Source organism: Bradyrhizobium icense (genome assembly GCF_001693385.1).
Classification (GTDB): Bacteria; Pseudomonadota; Alphaproteobacteria; order Rhizobiales; family Xanthobacteraceae; genus Bradyrhizobium; species Bradyrhizobium icense.
Map to the genome: position 1 here is coordinate 3,434,109 of NZ_CP016428.1, position 17,296 is coordinate 3,451,404.

Annotated in this window: 15 protein-coding genes and 1 pseudogene; 3 read left to right on the forward strand and 13 right to left on the reverse strand. The window is 63.8% G+C overall.

The genetic code is table 11. The features are described 5' to 3' along the window. Window positions 1-81: 81 nt before the first annotated feature. From LMTR13_RS16020 to LMTR13_RS16055, 8 genes are all read right to left on the reverse strand, one after another. Window positions 82-972 carry a crotonase/enoyl-CoA hydratase family protein gene (locus tag LMTR13_RS16020; protein WP_065728709.1) on the reverse strand — a complete coding sequence of 297 codons (891 nt, stop codon included), beginning with the start codon at window positions 970-972 and terminating at the stop codon, window positions 82-84. A 148-nt stretch (window positions 973-1,120) separates the two neighbouring features. Then, window positions 1,121-2,545, reverse strand: a complete 1,425-nt coding sequence (locus LMTR13_RS16025; protein WP_065728710.1) for an amidase — start codon at window positions 2,543-2,545, stop codon at window positions 1,121-1,123. 1 nt (window position 2,546) lies between these two features. Further along, the gene (locus LMTR13_RS16030; RefSeq protein ID WP_065728711.1) at window positions 2,547-3,710 is read right to left on the reverse strand and encodes a M20 aminoacylase family protein; all 1,164 of its coding nucleotides are present in this window, start codon (window positions 3,708-3,710) and stop codon (window positions 2,547-2,549) included. Window positions 3,711-3,716: 6 nt separating this feature from the next. Then, window positions 3,717-5,252, reverse strand: a complete 1,536-nt coding sequence (locus LMTR13_RS16035; protein ID WP_065728712.1) for a M81 family metallopeptidase — start codon at window positions 5,250-5,252, stop codon at window positions 3,717-3,719. 259 nt (window positions 5,253-5,511) lie between these two features. Further along, on the reverse strand, window positions 5,512-7,152 hold the full coding sequence (locus LMTR13_RS16040) for an ABC transporter ATP-binding protein (protein WP_065732729.1): 1,641 nt from the start codon (window positions 7,150-7,152) through the stop codon (window positions 5,512-5,514). A 111-nt stretch (window positions 7,153-7,263) separates the two neighbouring features. Beyond that, window positions 7,264-8,154, reverse strand: coding sequence for an ABC transporter permease (locus LMTR13_RS16045; protein ID WP_065728713.1), 891 nt, complete (start codon window positions 8,152-8,154; stop codon window positions 7,264-7,266). Continuing rightward, the gene (locus LMTR13_RS16050; protein ID WP_065728714.1) at window positions 8,154-9,095 is read right to left on the reverse strand and encodes an ABC transporter permease; all 942 of its coding nucleotides are present in this window, start codon (window positions 9,093-9,095) and stop codon (window positions 8,154-8,156) included. The genes LMTR13_RS16045 and LMTR13_RS16050 overlap by 1 nt, the downstream gene beginning before the upstream one ends. A 209-nt stretch (window positions 9,096-9,304) precedes the next feature. Next, on the reverse strand, window positions 9,305-10,435 hold the full coding sequence (locus LMTR13_RS16055; protein WP_065728715.1) for a M20/M25/M40 family metallo-hydrolase: 1,131 nt from the start codon (window positions 10,433-10,435) through the stop codon (window positions 9,305-9,307). A 276-nt stretch (window positions 10,436-10,711) separates the two neighbouring features. Here LMTR13_RS16055 and LMTR13_RS16060 point away from each other — a divergent pair, with 276 nt between their 5' ends. Beyond that, window positions 10,712-12,334, forward strand: a complete 1,623-nt coding sequence (locus LMTR13_RS16060; protein ID WP_065728716.1) for an ABC transporter substrate-binding protein — start codon at window positions 10,712-10,714, stop codon at window positions 12,332-12,334. Between the two features lie 93 nt (window positions 12,335-12,427). Here the strand turns inward: LMTR13_RS16060 and LMTR13_RS40810 are convergent, their stop codons facing one another. Together LMTR13_RS40810 and LMTR13_RS16065 are read right to left on the reverse strand one after the other, a co-directional pair. Then, complete coding sequence (locus LMTR13_RS40810; protein WP_156795648.1) at window positions 12,428-12,571, reverse strand: hypothetical protein; 144 nt, start codon at window positions 12,569-12,571, stop codon at window positions 12,428-12,430. 53 nt (window positions 12,572-12,624) lie between these two features. Beyond that, window positions 12,625-13,482: an alpha/beta fold hydrolase gene (locus tag LMTR13_RS16065; protein ID WP_065728717.1), complete on the reverse strand. Its 858-nt coding sequence runs from the start codon at window positions 13,480-13,482 to the stop codon at window positions 12,625-12,627. 103 nt (window positions 13,483-13,585) lie between these two features. Between LMTR13_RS16065 and LMTR13_RS16070 the strand changes: the two genes are divergently transcribed. Then, window positions 13,586-14,320 (forward strand): lysophospholipid acyltransferase family protein, encoded by a 735-nt coding sequence (locus tag LMTR13_RS16070; protein WP_065728718.1) that lies wholly within the window; start codon window positions 13,586-13,588, stop codon window positions 14,318-14,320. Here LMTR13_RS16070 and LMTR13_RS16075 read toward each other — a convergent pair. Then, window positions 14,317-14,898, reverse strand: a complete 582-nt coding sequence (locus LMTR13_RS16075) for a TMEM175 family protein (RefSeq protein WP_065728719.1) — start codon at window positions 14,896-14,898, stop codon at window positions 14,317-14,319. The genes LMTR13_RS16070 and LMTR13_RS16075 overlap by 4 nt on opposite strands. Window positions 14,899-15,103: 205 nt before the next feature. Next, window positions 15,104-15,202 (reverse strand): annotated as a pseudogene (locus tag LMTR13_RS40815). Window positions 15,203-15,616: 414 nt separating this feature from the next. Here LMTR13_RS40815 and LMTR13_RS16080 point away from each other — a divergent pair. Continuing rightward, complete coding sequence (locus tag LMTR13_RS16080; RefSeq protein ID WP_065728720.1) at window positions 15,617-16,057, forward strand: twin-arginine translocation pathway signal; 441 nt, start codon at window positions 15,617-15,619, stop codon at window positions 16,055-16,057. Window positions 16,058-16,087: 30 nt separating this feature from the next. Here the strand turns inward: LMTR13_RS16080 and LMTR13_RS16085 are convergent, their stop codons facing one another. Next, window positions 16,088-17,290 carry an FAD-dependent monooxygenase gene (locus LMTR13_RS16085; RefSeq protein ID WP_065728721.1) on the reverse strand — a complete coding sequence of 401 codons (1,203 nt, stop codon included), beginning with the start codon at window positions 17,288-17,290 and terminating at the stop codon, window positions 16,088-16,090. Between the last annotated feature and the right edge of the window lie 6 nt (window positions 17,291-17,296).

A 17,296-nucleotide genomic window follows, 5' to 3' on the forward strand; every position in this document is an offset into this window, starting at 1 on the left:
ATCGTCGTCCCCGCGAACGCGGGGACCCATACCGCGTGATTCTTCGAGAAGGCAAAGGGCAGGTGAGTTGCGGCTATCGCCTCACTTGTACTCCCGCTCCGTCCACCACGGGAAATAGTCCGGCATGTCGCTCGACACCTTGTTCTTGAACTGCGCCGGGCGCTTTTCCAGAAACGACACCACGCCTTCTTTCACGTCGTCCGAGCGGCCGCGGGCGTAGATGCCACGGCTGTCGACCTTGTGGGCTTCCATCGGATCGTCGGCGCCCAGCATGCGCCACATCATCTGCCGGATCAGCGCGACCGACACCGGCGCGGTCTTGGCGGCGAATTCCCTGGCGAGCGCGCGTGCGGTCGGCAGCAAATCCTCCGGCGGCACCACCTTGCTGACGAGGCGGCCGGCGAGCGCTTCCTGCGCCGGGAACACGCGGCCCGAATAGCACCATTCCAGCGCCTGCGAGATGCCGACGATACGCGGCAGGAACCAGCTCGAGGCGGCTTCCGGCACGATGCCGCGCTGGGAGAACACGAAGCCGAAGCGTGCGGCGTCACTTGCGATGCGGATGTCCATTGCAAGCTGCATGGTGACGCCGATGCCGACCGCGGGTCCATTCACCGCGGCAATCACGGGTTTCAAGCATTTGAATATCCGCAGCGTCACCTGGCCGCCACCATCGCGCACCATGGGATCGCTGTAGTCGACCGCCCCATCGGCAAGCCGCTTCACCGGTCCGCGCCGGGCGTCGCGGTCGAACGTGTTGGCGCCGGAAGAAAGGTCCGCGCCGGCGCAGAAGCCGCGGCCTGCGCCGGTGACGATGATGGCGCGGACATTGTCGTCTTTGTCAGCGGCATCGAAGGCATCGATCAATTCCTGCTGCATCGTGCCGTTGAAGGCGTTGAGTTTGTCGGGCCGGTTCAGCGTGATGGTGAGAATCTGATCGTCGACCTCGTACTTGATGGTCTCATACGCCATTGGGGGTGCCTTCCTGTGTGTTCTTATTGGCTGCTTAACGCATCGTCATGTCCGGCCTTGTGGCGGGCATCCATGTCTTTCTATGCATCGACAGCGTAAAGACGTAGATGGCCGGGACAAGCCCCGCCATGACGGAGGTATAAAGAATCTACGTCTTCGGTGGCGTCGGCCACGGCCGCTGCGGGCCGCGCAGGCCCTCGAAGGCCTTGGCCATGCCGAGCACGCCGAGATCGTCGAAGCGGCGGCCGATGATCTGCACGCCGATCGGAAAACCCTTCGCGTCGTAGCCGCCATTGATCGAGAGCGCCGGGTTTTCCGACATGTTCCACGGCACCGTGTAGCAGATATGCTCGAACGGCCTGTCCGGATCGTTGATGGGCGCTGCAAACTCGGCCGGGAAGTTCACCACCGGCGATACCGGCGAGATCATGTAATCGAGTTCGTAGAATAGCTTTGCCGCCGCGGCGCGGATCGCCATGGTTGCGTTGAAACCTCTGACGACGTCGACACCGGAAAGTTTGGCGCCGGCTTCTGCCCATTTGTGGATGTAAGGCAGTGTCTTGGCGCGCTCCTCGGGTGAAAGCTTTGAGAGATCGTCCCACAACCGGGCTCGCCAGAAATGATCGAGCCCGTCGAGCATCTCGCGGGTCAGGATGCCGCCGACTTCGGTCACGACTGCGCCGGCGGATTCGAACGCCTTGGCGGCATTTACCGCAACCTCGCGGACTTCGCTTTCCAGCGGCTGCCCGGCGCCGGCGTCGAGCATCAGGCCGATGCGCAGTTTGCGCGGCGACTTGTCGAGCGCTTTCCAGGGGATGGTGCTGTCGGCCGGCAGACTCATGCCGTCGCGGCGATCCGGCTTCGCCAGGACGCACATCATCAGCGCGGCATCGTCCACAGTCCTGGTCATCGGCCCGGCGACGCGACCGACATAGGGCGGATCGATCGGAATGCGGCCGAGGCTCGGCTTCAGCGCGACCAGCCCGCACCAGCAGGCCGGCAGCCGTACCGAGCCGCCGATATCGGTGCCCAGATGCAGCGGACCGTAACCGGCAGCGGCTGCTGCGCCGGCGCCGGCAGAAGAGCCGCCAGGGTTCTTGCTGAGATCCCAGGGATTGCGGGTGAGGGGATGGAAACTGGAGAGCCCAGACGACAGCATGCCGTAGTCCGGCATCGTCGTTTTGGAGAAGATGATCGCACCGGCTTCACGCAATCGTGCGGCGGGCGGTGCGTCCTTCCCGGCCGCTGCCAGCTTCACGCTGGCGGCGCCGAGCGGAATCGGTTGGCCCTTGGTAGCGATATTATCCTTGATCGTAACCGGCACGCCATCGAGCGTGCCTACAGGCTCGCCCTTCTGCCACCGCTCGGTCGATGCTCTCGCGGCAGCGCGCGCCCCATCGGGATCGAACAGATACAGCGCCTTGATGTGCGGCTCCCACGCCGCGACATGCGCGATCACTTCCTCCAGCACTTCCGACGGCGAGAACTGCTTGGCGCGATAGCCGGCGATCAGGTCGGTGGCGGAGAGGTCATGCAGCGAGGTGACCTCTTCCTCGGGGGCTGGTTTATGCATGCTAACCTACCGGCAAACGGGTTTCGATGATGCGGGCAAACATGCTGGCGCCGATCGGCAGGATCTTGTCGTCGAGCACGTAGCCGGGATTGTGCACGGGGACCGAGCCGTCGTGGCCGATCCAGAAATAGGCGCCGGGCACCGCTTGCATCATGTCGGCAAAATCCTCGCTGCCCATCTTCGGCGTCGCGCGCGTGAACACGTTGGCCGGGTCGACGACCGTCTTCGCCACCGCCTCGACCACCCGGGACTGCTCCTCCTCGTTGACCAGCACGCTGAAGCCGTCGCGGATGTCGGCGGTGATCTCTGCCTGGAAGGTCGCGGCAATGCCTGCGCAGATAGCGTGCATACGTTCGCGGATCAGCGCGCGGACGCCGTCATCGAAGGCCCGGACCGTGCCGCACAGCTTGGCGTCGCCGGGGATCACATTATAGGCGGAGCCCGAATGAATCTGAGTGATCGACAGCACTGCCGCCTTCAAGGGATCGACGTTGCGGCTGACGATGGTCTGCAGTGCCTGCGCGAGCGTGGTCGCGATCACGACCGCGTCCCTGGAGCGCTCCGGCATCGCGCCATGCGCGCCATAACCCTGGATGGTGATATCGAAGAAGTCGGCGCCGGCCATCGCTGGTCCCGGCAGGATCGCGATTTCGCCGTGATTGAGGTCCGGCGCGTTGTGCAGGCCATAGATCTCGTCGCAGGGAAATTTTTGGAACAGCCCATCCTTGATCATGGCGCGCGCACCGCCGAGGCCTTCCTCGGCGGGCTGGAAGATGAAATGCACGGTGCCGTCGAAATTTTTCGTCTCGGCCAGGTAGCGCGCTGTGCCGAGCAGCATCGTGGTGTGGCCGTCATGGCCGCAGCCGTGAAAGCGGCCCGGAATGGTCGAGCGCCACTTCAGGTTGGTATTTTCTTCCATCGGCAGCGCATCCATGTCGGCGCGCAGGCCAATGCGCTTGCCGCCGCTGCCCTTGCCCTTGAGCACGCCGATCACGCCGGTGCCGCCGAGGCCGCGATGCACCTCGATGCCCCAGCCCTTCAGCTTCTCGGCGACGATCCCGGAAGTGCGCACCTCCTCGAAGCCGATCTCGGGATGGGCATGCAGATCGCGGCGGATGGCGGTGAGTTCCTCGGCGTAGCCGTCGATAAGTTCGATGGTGGGCATGTCTGTTTATCCCCTGACTGAAGATTTTGAGCGTGAGGGAGCGGATGGGGTAAAGGCGGGGCCGTTCGGCTTGAGGCGAATGCCCGGACGTAGCCGCGTCCAGGGCAGCGCTGCAGTATCCGCCGGCATCGCGCCGGGGGCGGCGCAGATCAGGAGTTTTTCGGCAATCGGTTCGAAATCGGCGCGGAAATGCACCGAGCTCTTGTTGACCAGGATTTTCTGTTCGGTCGGCTCGATGCCGACGTAGCGGTACATCGCTTGATCGGCGAGCTGCGCCTTGTAAGAGCCGACGACGACCCTGACATCGCCGATGCGCAGGCAAGCCGAGGGGCCCATGTCCATGTCGCGGCCACCGTAGTACGGGCCGGGCGCCACGAATTTGCCGTCGGACAGTTTCTCGACGACGAAGATTTCCTTGTACGGGGCGTCGCCCGGGATGCCCGATTTGCCGCCGAGCGCCAGCGTCACGGTGGCGCCGGCGCCCGCCGCATGCGCCGCTTTGGCCGACTCCGGATCGTAGATCACGCCCGTGGCGGCACCGGCGGCGTTGTTGCGCACCAGGGCGCGCAGCATGCCGGTGGTGTCGGAATCGCCGCCGGCGCCGGGATTGTCCTGGGTGTCGGCGATGATGATCGGCCGCGTCGCCGATTTCGCAAGCTCCATGGCGAGGCGCACGCCGTCGTCGGGCGAATAGATGCGCCCGTCGAAATCGTCTTCATGGCCCTCGACGAGCGCGACGATCCTGTCGGCGGCGGCGTCCGCGTCCGCCTGCGTCCTTCCATAGGCAAACACGCTCGGTCCGCAATGAGGAAAATCCGCCGCCGGAAAACCCGGCGCGAACGACAGCGTCGGCACCGCATCGCTTTCGAGGCCAGCGAGCCTTTCATAGATGCCCCTGGTCGGCTGATCATTGGTGCATTGCCAGGAGATCGGGATGAGGAACGGCAATTGCCGGAACGCCTTGGCGAAGCGTTCGCTGGTCTGCAGCAGCAGTGCAAGGTGCTTGGCACAGGCGCGTCCGGTGTCGGCCATGTCGACGTGGGGATAGGTGCGGTAGGCGATCAGTGCATCCGCATGCGCGATCATCTCGGGCGAGACATTGGCGTGCAGATCGAGGCTTGCGACCAGCGGCAAATCCTTGCCGATCACTTTGCGCACGCGCGCCAAAATTTCACCTTCGCCATCGTCGTGTTGTTCGGTCACCATGGCGCCGTGCAGGTCGAGATAAACGGCATCGATCGGCCCGGCATTGGCGATGCCGTCGACCATCTCCTTCATGACGCGCTCGAAGGCATCCGTCGTGACATGCGCCGAGGGGCTCGCGGCCGCGGAAATCGTCGGAACCAGCTCCCAGCCATTGGCGTCGGCGGCTTCGACGAAGCCGGCGAGGCCGACATTGATCTTGCGCATGACCTTGAGGACCTCAGGCCCGTGCGCCATCGCCGGCCAGCCGCCGCCATGAACAAAATCCGCATAGGTCGCCTTGGTCGGCGCGAAGGTGTTGGTCTCGTGCAGGAAGCCGCCGACGGCGATGCGGGTCATAATTTCTCAGCCGGTGTTTTTCGTTGGGGGGACGTTAAGCGGGACATCGTGGCAAGCGCAAGCCGAGGAGCAATTCCGTTTTGCATGCCGCGTGGGCGTAAGCGATTGCCTTGCACCGCCACCAGCCCGTCATTGCGAGCGACGCGACGAAGCAATCCATATCTCCGCAAGCGGCACCATGGATTGCTTCGCGGAGCCTGTCATCCGGCGGCGCGTCGCGCCGACCGGGTGGTCCCGCAATGACGGGGAGAGGCCGTGATTATTCCGCCGCCACTTCCACCGGCCGGAAATTGGCAAAATCCCAACCACGTCCGGGCGCCGCATCGAGCAATGCCTTGGTATAGGCTTGCTGCGGATGGGTCAGCACCTGCGCGGCCGGGCCCTGTTCGACGATCCGGCCATGTTGCATCACGGCGACATCGTCGCAGATTTGCGCTGCGACGCGAAGATCATGGGTGATGAACAACAACGCAATGCCCAGCCGCTTCTGGATTTCGTCGAGCAGTTCGAGCACCTGCGCCTGCACGGAGACGTCGAGCGCCGAGACGGCTTCGTCCGCAACCAGCACGTCGGGGTCGAGCGCGAGCGCGCGCGCAATCGCGATACGCTGGCGCTGGCCGCCAGAGAATTGATGCGGGTAGCGCGACACGGCATCCGCCGGCAAATCGACCAGTTCGAGCAGTTCGCGCGCCTTCGCCAGCGCTTCGGCGCGCGGCATGCCGTAATTGATCGGACCTTCGGCAATGGTTTCGCCGACGGTGACGCGCGGATTGAGCGAGCGATAGGGGTCCTGGAAGATGATCTGGATCTTCTTGCGGTGCGGCTGCAAGAGTTGCCGCGACAGGTCGGAGATCTCGCGGCCCGCAAGGCGGACGCCGCCGGAAGTCGGATCGATCAGGCGGACGATGCAGCGCGCCACGGTAGACTTGCCGGAGCCGCTTTCGCCGACGATGCCAAGCGTGCGGCCCTTGCGCAAGGTGAGGGTGACGTCCTTGGCGGCGGCGACTTCGCGTGTCTTTCCGAGGAATGAACGCTCGCGATAGACCTTGCCCAGTTCATTGGCTTCCAGCACCACCGGCTCTTCCGTCTCCGCGCGCGGCGCCCGCGGCACCAGGCTTGGCACTGAAGACAGCAGGTCGCGGGTGTACTCCATGGTCGGCGTGCGCAGGATGGTGTCGAGCGTTCCGGTCTCGACCAGCCGGCCGTGGCGCATCACGGCGACGCGATCGGCGATCTCCGCAACTACGCCCATGTCATGGGTGATGAACAGCACCGCGGTGCCGTGATCGCGCTGCAGATCGCGGATCAGCGTGAGGATCTGCTTCTGGGTGGTGACATCGAGCGCGGTTGTCGGCTCGTCCGCGATCAGCAATTTCGGTTCGAGCACCAACGCCATCGCGATCATGATGCGCTGGCGCTGTCCGCCCGACAGCCGGTGCGGATACGAGGCAAAGATGCGCTCCACATCGGGGAGCCGCACATGCTCCATCATCGCCAAAATCTTCTGGCGGCGGGCACGGGCGTCGAGATCGGTGTGGGCGCGCAAGACCTCGTCGATCTGGCGGCCGACCGGCACCACCGGATTGAGCGCCGTCATCGGCTCCTGAAAGATCATCGCCATTCGCGTAGCGCGCAGTTCACGCAAGCGCCGGTCGGTGGCGGTGAGCAGTTCCTCGCCGACTAGCTTGACGCTGCCGCCGGTCGGGGTCAGCGCGCCCTTTTGCAGCAGCCCCATCACGGTCAGCGACGTCACGGATTTGCCGGAGCCGCTTTCGCCGACGACGCACAGCGTTTCGCCGTCGCGCACCTGCAGCGAGACGCCATCGATGATGCGCGGGCCGCCAGCCTTCTTGCCGAGGCTTACGATGAGATTGTCGATGTCGAGGATGGTGCTTTTCATTTCGAATTTCTCAGCCGTCATTGCGAGGAGCGTAGCGACGAAGCAATCCATTCTTTCTTCGAGCGGCGCGATGGATTGCTTCGCTTCGCTCGCAATGACGTGGAGAAGTCTTCATTTGCCCGCCTCCCGCTGCTTCATGCGTGGATCGAGCGCGTCGCGGGCGGCGTCGCCGATCAGATTGACGCTGAGAATTGCGATCGACAGCAATAGCCCCGGCCAGAAGATCAGCGACGGCTTGACCTGGAAGTAGGCGCGGCCCTCGGCCATGATGTTGCCCCAGGTCGGCGTTTCCGGGCTGATGCCGGCGCCGAGGAACGAGAGAATCGCTTCGGTGAGGATGGCGGAAGCGCAAACATAGGTGCCTTGCACGATCAGCGGCGCCACCGTGTTCGGCATCAGATGCCGCCACATGATCTTGGGCAGGCTGGTGCCGACCGAGATCGCGGCTTCGACATAAGGCTCCTCGCGTGCCGACAGCACGACCGAGCGCACCAGCCGCGCCACGCGCGGAATCTCCGGAATGGTGATCGCGACCAGCACCGTCATCAGGCTGGCGCCCGACAGCGACACCACGGCAATCGCGAGCAGGATCGAAGGGATCGCCATCAGGCCATCCATCACCCGCATCATCACGGCGTCGACCCATTTGAAGAAACCCGAGACGAGGCCGATCACGAGCCCGATGCCGATCGAGAAAATCGCCGCGCCAAGGCCGATCAGGAGCGAAATCCGCCCGCCATAAATGATGCGCGACAGCACGTCGCGGCCATAGGCGTCGGTGCCGAGCAAAAATTGCGCGCTGGAGGGTTTCAGCCGCTGCGCCGGCGCCAGCAATTGCGGATCGTGCGGCGCGAGCAGGGGGGCTGCGATCGCCATCGCGATGATGAGTGCGAGGCAGACGGTCGCGGTGGCGATGATCGGCGTCGCCGTGAGGAATCCTAGTCTCGGCCGGAACGGCGTGGTGACGGGGATTGACGGTTCGGGAAGGGTTTCGATCGCCATCAGTAGCGAATCCTCGGATCAAGCAGGGTGTAGGCGACGTCGATCAAAAGATTGACGGTGACATAGATCAGCGACGTCAGAAGGATCATCGCCTGGATCACCGGATAATCTCGCGCCAGCACCGCATCGACGGTCAGGCGGCCGATGCCGGGCAGGTTGAACACGCTCTCGGTGACAACGACGCCGGAAATCAGTAGCGCAAATCCCGTTCCGATCACGGTGATGACAGGCACGGCGGCATTGCGCAGGGCATGGCGCAGCAGCACGCCCGTTTCGCTGATGCCTTTTGCCCTCGCGGTGCGGACGTAATCCTCGCCGAGCACGTCCAGCATTGCAGCCCGCGTCATGCGCGCGATCAGCGCGACATAAATAAAGGACAGCGTACAGGTCGGCAGGATGATGCGCTCGAAGAACGGACCGAAGCCCGCCGTGATGCTGCGGAAACCCTGCACCGGCACCCACCGCAGCTCGATGGCAAAGATCTGAATCAGCACATAACCGATCACGAATACCGGCACGGAGAAGCCGACCACCGACAATCCCATCACGAAGCGGTCGATCCAGGTACCGTGCTTCCACGCCGCGATTACGCCGAGCGGCACCGCAACGACAATAGCCAGAATGATCGTGGAAAGGGCAATCGAGATCGACGGCTCGACGCGCTGGCTGATCATCTTCAAGACCGGCACGTTCGAAATCAAGGACACGCCGAGATCGCCTTGCAGCAGCTTGCCGACCCAGGTGAAGAATTGTGTATAGAGCGGCTCGTTGAGGCCGAGGGAAGTGCGGATGCGCTCGAGCTGTTCGGGCGTCGCGTTGTCGCCGGCCAGAATCGCGGCGGGATCGCCGGGCGTCAGCCGCAGCAAGAGAAACACAAACAGCGCGACCACGCCCATCACGGGAATGGCGGCGAGAATGCGGCGAAGCAGATATCCGAGCATCTTGATCCGTCAGTTGTGGGTGAATTGGGCAGCGCCGCCCTTAGACCTGGTTTCCGCGCCACCAGCGTAGCATTTCAGCAAGTCCCGTGCCATTGCGCCTGCGTTTTTTGCGGTGCAGCTAGGCAACCGTGCGGAAGAGTGCGCGCTTCATTGTCTTCGTCATTCCGGGTTCGGCGCTTTCGCATTGCCCCGGAATGACGACTGCACCATCACTCCAGCGTTGCCAACAGTCCCGCCATCAGCCGGCCGCGTTCAGCGAGACTGTCGACCTCGATATGCTCGTTCAGCGTATGGGCGTCAGCACCGCGGACGCCGAGGCCGTCCAACGTAGGAATGCCCATCGCGCCGGTGAAATTGCCGTCGGAGCCGCCGCCCGCGCTGCCATGGGGCAGATCGAGGCTCATCTGCTTGGCAACCCCGCGCGCCTTTTCATACAACGCCATCGTGCCGGCATCTGGTTCCCACACCGGGCGGGTGACGCCGCGGGTTACCGTGAAGGTCACGTCGTTGCTGGTGCCTGACAGCGCCAGCATGCTCTCGACGCCGCGGTCGAGATCGGCTTGGCGTTTCGCCATGCTCAGCGCTTCCCCGGTACAGGTGGTGGCAACGCAATTGACCCATTGGCCACCATGCACGATGCCGACGGAGAACGTACAATCTTCGGTCGTCATGCCGTCGATCGCGATAATCTGGCGTGCCATTTCGCGGATCGCGGAACGGCCCGAGGACAGCGTGGCGCCGGCATGGCTCGGCTTGCCGACGGCTTCGAGATTGAAGCGCGAAATCGCATAGCGGCCGGTGACGACGCCATTATTGGGCCGTCCGGGCTCGGGCACCAGCACGTATTTGTTACGCGCGGCTTCCGCCTCGATGATGTCGCGGGTCGAGGGCGTGCCGACTTCCTCGTCGGGCGTGAACAGCACCGTGATCGGCAGCGGCGTCGTGAACGCGGCGCGTGCCAGTTGCCGGATCGCTTCCAGCGAGAGGTAATTGCCGCCCTTCATGTCGAAGATACCGGGGCCGAAGCATTTGTTGCCCTCGCGCCGCCATTGCAGCTTTTCGATGGTGCCGACCGGGTGGACGGTATCCATGTGGCCGGCGATCAGGATGCCGGGCTCGCCTTGCTTCGGATGCGGAAAGCGGGCGCGGACGCACCCGGCAAACCCTTGCCGGCCGGCGATGCGCTCGATGGTCGCACCCATGATTGCCATGTCGCGCGCGGCGAGGTCGAGCATGCGCTCCACTGCAGCCTTGTCCCAGGTCGGGCTTTCGCACTCTACCCAGCCGCGGAGCCCCTGCAGCATGGCCTCGGAATCAAAGGGAAGATTGGCTGGGTTCATGGACTTCTCTTGGTTTTCTTGCTCTGGGTTTCGACCGGCCGACACCGGTCTTGCCGCGTACGAGAATGATCTCGCGCGGATTTGTAAAGCGAAACATGAACGCGCGTCCCGCGGTATTCGCAGCGCGGTGGCCACCTCAAAGCGGATTGACGCGCCGCGCGCTTGATGCAAGTCTTCAAATCGTCAGGATTTACAGCGTGTTAGTTCGCCCAAATAACGAACCGCATGCATAATGAATCAGCGGACTTTGACCAGTTTCACGTCAGGAGAGATCGAATGTTCCACATCATGCGTTGGAAACGTCCCACGATAGCGACTGCTTTGTCGGTGCTTGCGCTGTCGGCGGCGCTGACGTCGCAAGCCATTACGTCGCAGGCCATGGCTGCCAGCAAGAAGACCATCACCGCGGTGATGCACTCCGATCTGCGCGTTCTCGATCCCGGCTTCACCACCGCCTACATCACCCGCGATCATGGCTACATGATCTATGACACGCTGCTGGCGACCGATTCCAATTTCAAGGTCCAGCCGCAAATGGCGGACTGGAAAGTCAGCGATGACAAGCTGACTTATACGTTCACCCTGCGCGATGGCTTGAAGTGGCACGATGGTGCGCCGGTGACGGCGGAAGACTGCGTCGCCTCTCTGAAGCGCTGGGGTCGCAACGACAATATGGGCCAGAAGCTGATGGACTTTACCGCCAGCATCGAGCCGATCGACGCCAAGAGCTTTGCGCTGAAACTGAAGGAGCCGTACGGCCTGGTGCTGGAATCGATCGGCAAGCCGTCGTCCTATACGCCGTTCATGATGCCCAAGCGCCTTGCGGAAACGCCGGCCGGTCAGCAGATCAAGGAACATATCGGATCCGGCCCGTTCAAATTCGTGCAGTCGGAATTTCAGCCGGGTGTGAAGGCCGCCTATGAAAAGAACCCGGACTACGTGCCGCGCAAGGAGCCGCCGAGCTGGACGGCCGGCGGCAAGGTGGTGAAGGTCGATCGCGTCGAATGGATCACCATGCCGGATGCGCAGACCGCGGTGAACGCATTGCAGTCCGGCGATATCGACTTCATGGAAAATCCGTCGTTCGATCTGTTGCCGGTGGTGAAAGCCAACAAGGACATCAAGATCGAGATTTTGAACAAGCTCGGCTTCCAGACACTCGGCCGGATGAACTTCCTCCTTCCGCCCTTCGATAACGTCAAGGTTCGCCGCGCCGCGCTGCTGGCGATGAACCAGAAGGACGTTCTGGACGCGCTGGTCGGAAACCCCGAATATTACAAGATCTGCGGTGCCTACTTCGTCTGCGGCACGCCGCTCGCGACCGAAGAGGGTGCCGGAAATCTGACCAAGGGCGGCAGCTTGGCGGAAGCCAAGAAGGCGCTCGCCGAGTCCGGTTACGACGGCACCCCGATCGTGATCATGGCGCCGGGCGACGTCGTCACGCTGAAGGCGCAGCCGATCGTGGCAGCGCAGTTGCTGCGCGAGGCCGGCTTCAAGGTCGACCTGCAGGCAACCGACTGGCAGACCGTCGTCACACGCCGCGCCAGCCAGAAGCCGACGAAGGAGGGCGGCTGGAACATGTTTTTCACCAACTGGGTCGGCGCCGACGTGATGAACCCGATCGCCAACGCGTCGATCGGCGGCCGCGGCACCAAGGGCGGCTGGTTCGGTTGGGCGGAAAGCGCCAAGGTCGAGGAGTTGAAGGACAAGTTCGCGCGCGCTACCTCGCCGGACGAGCAGAAGAAAATCGCCGCCGAAATTCAGAAGGAAGCCTTTGAGCAGGTGATCTACGTTCCGCTCGGCCAGTATCTCGCGCCGAGCGCATGGCGGAAGTCGCTTACCGGCGTGCTCGACGGCCCGGCGACCCCGGTGTTCTGGAACATCGATAAGAGCGAGTAGGGCGCCAACGCCATATAAGATAGAACGGCAGGAAGTGCGACGGAGGACTATCCCTCCGTCGCGTTTTTGTTTCTCACGTTTTGGTTTTCATCGTCAGCAGTGGATGTCGCGCTCCAGCTCCGGGCCGTCATTGCCAAGCGGCGGAGAGACTTGCGGCGGTGGCGGCGACGGAGAGCGCTGATCCCGCGCTTGCTTGCGCTCGGCTGCAGCCTTTTCCCGATCTTTTTCGCTGGTCATGTCGTCATACTCCATTTTTGTGCACGACAACATTTTCATAGGCGTTGCGTTCCTCACGCAGGATGCGCGGCCAGATGTTCCAGCAATAATTCGCTCACCTGCTCCGGCGCCTGATCGGCCGCAAAATGCCCGACGCCGGGGAGCACCTCGAAACGATAGGGCGCGGCGATGAAATCCACGGTGCCTTCGGCAGCGGCGCGGCCAACGGTGTCGTCGGCGTCGCCCCAGATATAGAGCGTCGGCACCCGGATCGGACCAAGCGGCCCGCGGATCGCGCCGCGTGCGCGATACCATGCGAGCGCTGCTTCCATCGCGCTCCTGTTGCCGAGCACGGCGAGATGCCTCTCGATCGCGTCAGCGGGAACGCCATTGGCGGCGAGACGCTCGCGCAGCCATCTGGCATCGTTCGCGAGCACGACATCGGCGGCATCCGGCTCCAAAAACGCTCTGTGATGCCTTGAGCGCTGCGCCTGCTCGCCGTCGGTCGCCAGCGCGCGGTTGAACGCGTTCGGGTGCGGCCGCGACAGAATCGTGAGCGAGGCCAGCCGCTCGTGATGGCGGTCGGCGATGCCCCAGGCGATGCTGCCGCCCCAGTCATGGCCGACCAGATGAAACCGCGCGCCGCCATAGCCGGAGGCTGCCACGATCGCCATGACGTCGTCCATCAGGCGGTCGATCAGGTAGTGTGAAAATTCGCGCGGATCCGGCCGCGCACCCGGCGAGTAGCCGCGCTGGCTTGGCGCAACGGCGCGATATCCCATGTCGCCGAGGGCTGTCACCTGCGTGCGCCAGCAATGCATCGATTCCGCAAAGCCGTGCAGCAGCAGCACCAGCGGCGCGCCCGGCGTGCCGGCGGTGATGGTGTCGAAAACGAGATGCGGCGCGATGGTGATTTTATCTGAGGCCGGCATCCGACCATCCTAGGGAGACAAATCCGGCCGGTCGATGGCGCAATTGTGCAACGGCGGGAAAGTGCTGTATTGGGTGCCCACAAAGCGCCCAAGGGGACAGTCGTTGCACTATTTGAGATCGATCATATTCGATACCGCGGTGGTGATCCTGACGCTCGTCGTTTCGCTGACGGTGCCGTTCATGTGGCTGTTCAATGCGAGCAGTTCGACGGTCCGTGCGGTCTCGCAGGTCTGGGTCAACGGCATCATGTTTCTGATGAAGCATGTTGTCGGGCTCGATTACCGGGCAGTTGGCCGCGAAAACGTGCCTGACGGTCCCTGCATCATCGCCTGCAACCATCAGTCGCTGTGGGAAACCGCAGCGCTCTGCGCGATTTTCCCGGATGCGAGCATCGTCGCCAAGAAAGAGCTGCGCAGGGTGCCGTTCGTCGGCTGGTTCCTGGAGCGCTATCCGATGATTTTGGTCGATCGCTCGGCGGGCCGCCATGCGCTGCGCCAGATGGTCGATGAAGCCAGGCGCGCGGCCGGCGAGGGCCGTCAGGTCTTGCTGTTTCCGCAAGGCACCCGCCAGGCGATCGATGAGCCGATGAGATTCCAGTCCGCCGGCATCTCAGCGCTCTACACCAACCTCGATGTCCCGGTCGTACCGGCGGCGTGCAATTCCGGACTGTTCTGGGGCAAGAAGACCCTGATCATGCACTCCGGCACCGTCACGCTGTCGTTCCTGCCGCCGATCGCGCCGGGCCTGCCGCGCAAGGAGTTTCAGGAAAAGATGGAGCGGATGATTGCGGAGGAGGCCAACCGGCTGCTCAAAGTGAGCGAGGCGAAGGTACGCTAGCCGGCGTGGCGTCCGGCGACCCAGCCTGCCAGCGGCGCAAAAAACGCCAGGCACCAGATGAAATGCGCAACACTTGGTGCGACGACGGCTGCACCGATGCCAATCACGAACACGCAAACCGGAAACAGCGCCGTCACCAGCAATTGTGGATCGCTGCGGCCGCGCAGCGCAAGGACCCACAACAGCGCGTTCAGCGAGGCGATCATGGTCAGATGGATTCCATAGATCACCGCGACCACGCCATCGAGCCAGTAGCTGCCGTAGAGGCCGTTGGTCACCGGCAGGATGATGATCGAGAGCAGAAAGAACAGGTTGAGGAACACCACGCCGCGCCCGCCTTCCGGCGCCACCGCCAGCCGCCGGTGATGGCTGAACCAGAACAGCCCTGCGACCACGAAGCTGATCGTCAGCGCAATGACGGGTTGGGCATAGACGCGAAGCACGTCGTGCCAATCAGGCGCGTGTGTGAAGCTGGAAGCCTTAGGCAAATCATAGGCAAGCAGCGTCATTGCAACGCCGAAGATCGTGTTGCTCAGCATCTCGAGCCGGCGCATTTCGAACAGGCCGATCTGCGGCATGTGCCCCCCGTTGCCTCACCAGTCCGTCTTCGCTTTCGCTCCGCTCAAGCTACGCCGGACACGCTCCGACCTGGCGGCCTTCGCTGGCTGCACCACGCGTAGCCCGTCAGGGCGGTGGCTTGCCAAGCCGTAGCTCGTGGACACAAGCCCGCCTTCGCCCGGCAGCTTCGGCGTGGCAGCCCTCACTCGCTTCGCGAGCGAAGGCTGGTGCGGGCGGCCGGACTCGAACCGGCACAGAGGTCACCCTCCGAGGGATTTTCTTACCAGCTACGGCTTTCGCCGCCTCGCCAGCGTGGACATCCGCGCTGGCTCGTTTGTGGTCTGGACTATACCTTCACCATTGGTGCGTTCGCGCCTTTAGGTGCTGCCCGTCTAGTCTCTACACCTTCGCACGAACCGTGAGGTCTGGGCGCTTGGCTCGGGATTGCCATATGAAAGGTTTCCCCGACTTTGAGCAGTTCTACAGCTTGGGTTTCCCCAAGAGCACTCAAGCGTTCAAGTCCCTTGCGTCTACCATTTCGCCACGCCCGCTTTCACTACCAAATCAGATACTTAGCGTGTTTTCCGGAGAAGTGGAATTGGGATGATCCCCGGACCAAACGCTCCCCACCTTTAAGTGAGCGCGCCTGCAGAAGCAAAGCCTCAATGCGGACACTTGGGGTGTTTACCTGCGGCGAGCTTTAGGCAATCTCAAGATAATCCACTTAACGAAGGTCCGATGCCCAACTCGCTGTCTCATCGCCGGTTATCCTCGCGCAGCCTTGCGGCGCTGGCGCTGGTTGCGCTCGGGGCCGGCCTTTCCGGTTGCGCCGGGATGAGCGACACCATTTCGCCGGCCTTTGCCGATCCTGCCAAATACGATCTCTACGATTGCAAGCAGCTCGAGCCGGAGCGCAAGAGCCTCGCGGCACGCACCGCGGAACTGCAGGGGCTGATGACGAAGGCCGAAACCGGCGTCGCCGGTCCCGTGGTGGCGGAGCTCGCCTATCGCAATGACTACATTGCGCTACGCGGCCAGTCGAAGCTCGCCGACGAGGCCTGGCAGAAGAACAGATGCCAGGAGCCGAAGCCGGAAGCCAGGCCGGCGCCGGTCCCGCCATCGATCGCGCCGGCTCCCGCTGCCAAGGGCCGTACGAAGGCAAGCCGGACGGCAAATTAAAGTCGGCCAACGTCCCCTTGGGCGATCCGCTCACACCCGCCAATCATAAATCCAGTCCTGCCGCGCCAGCATGCGCTCGGGGCCCATCGCTTTAATGGCGACGTCGCGCGCCAGCGCTAGCGGTCCGGTGAGATGATAAATGCGTCCCTGTCGTCGGGCCGCGCGCTGCACCCGCAGCACGCGGCCGCGCCGCTGCCGGCCATAGCGCTTCAGTGCCGCAGGGACGCCGGTGGTATGGTCGCCCGGGGCTTCGCTCAGACATTTGGCGAGCACGGCGGCGTCCTCGATCGCCATTCCCGCGCCTTGCGCGGCAAACGGCAGCATCGCATGCGCGGCGTCGCCGAGCAGCGCGATCGCGCCGTCGGTCCATTCGCCGATATCGGGCAGCGTGAACAGCGCCCAGCGCCGCCATTCGTCGACGGCCCCGATCAGCATCCGCGCCGTTGCCGGCCAGCGCTGCGAGGCGAACGCGTTCTTGAGTTCGTTGGCGTCGCCGGGCGCGCTCCAGCCCGGCCTGTTCCAGGTTCCCGGCACGATAGCGACCACGTTGATCTGCCGCGCAGCTGAGATCGGGTAGGCGACCAGATGCGCGTCCGGCCCCATCCAGAGCTGCACGCGGGCAGCGGTATATTCGCGCGGCAGCGTGGTTGCATCGAGGGTTCCGCGCCAGGCGATCAGGCCGGAAAATTGCGGTTGCACCTCCGGGAACAAATGGTTCCGTACCGCGGACCAGATGCCGTCGGCGCCGACCAGCGCGACCGCCAACTCCTGCTGGCGTGCATTGCCGCGGCGCTGCACCACTGTCAGCCCCTTGGCGTGCGAGGTCGCGTCCTCGAACTGGCAGCCAAGTCTGAGGTCGATGTCCGGATGGTCATTGACCGCCGCCTGCAGGGCGCCTTGCAGATCGGCGCGGTGCATCACCCAATAGGGCGCGCCGGCGCGAAGGCCGGCAGCCTCGCCGAGCGGCAGGCGGGCGATCTCGCCGCCCGCGCGCGCGCTTACGATACTAATGGCCTCGGGCGTCACGGCGCGCGGGGCAAGCCGCGGCCGCAGGCCGAGGTCGACCAGGACCCGGCTGGCGTTGGGCGAAACCTGCAGGCCGGCGCCGGCTTCCTCCAGCCGTTCGGCCTTCTCCAGGACGATGATGCGAAAGCCTTTGGCTGCGAGCGAAAGTGCTGCCGTCAATCCCCCGATCCCGGCACCAGCTACGATGATGGTGCGCGCGGCGGCCACCGAAAG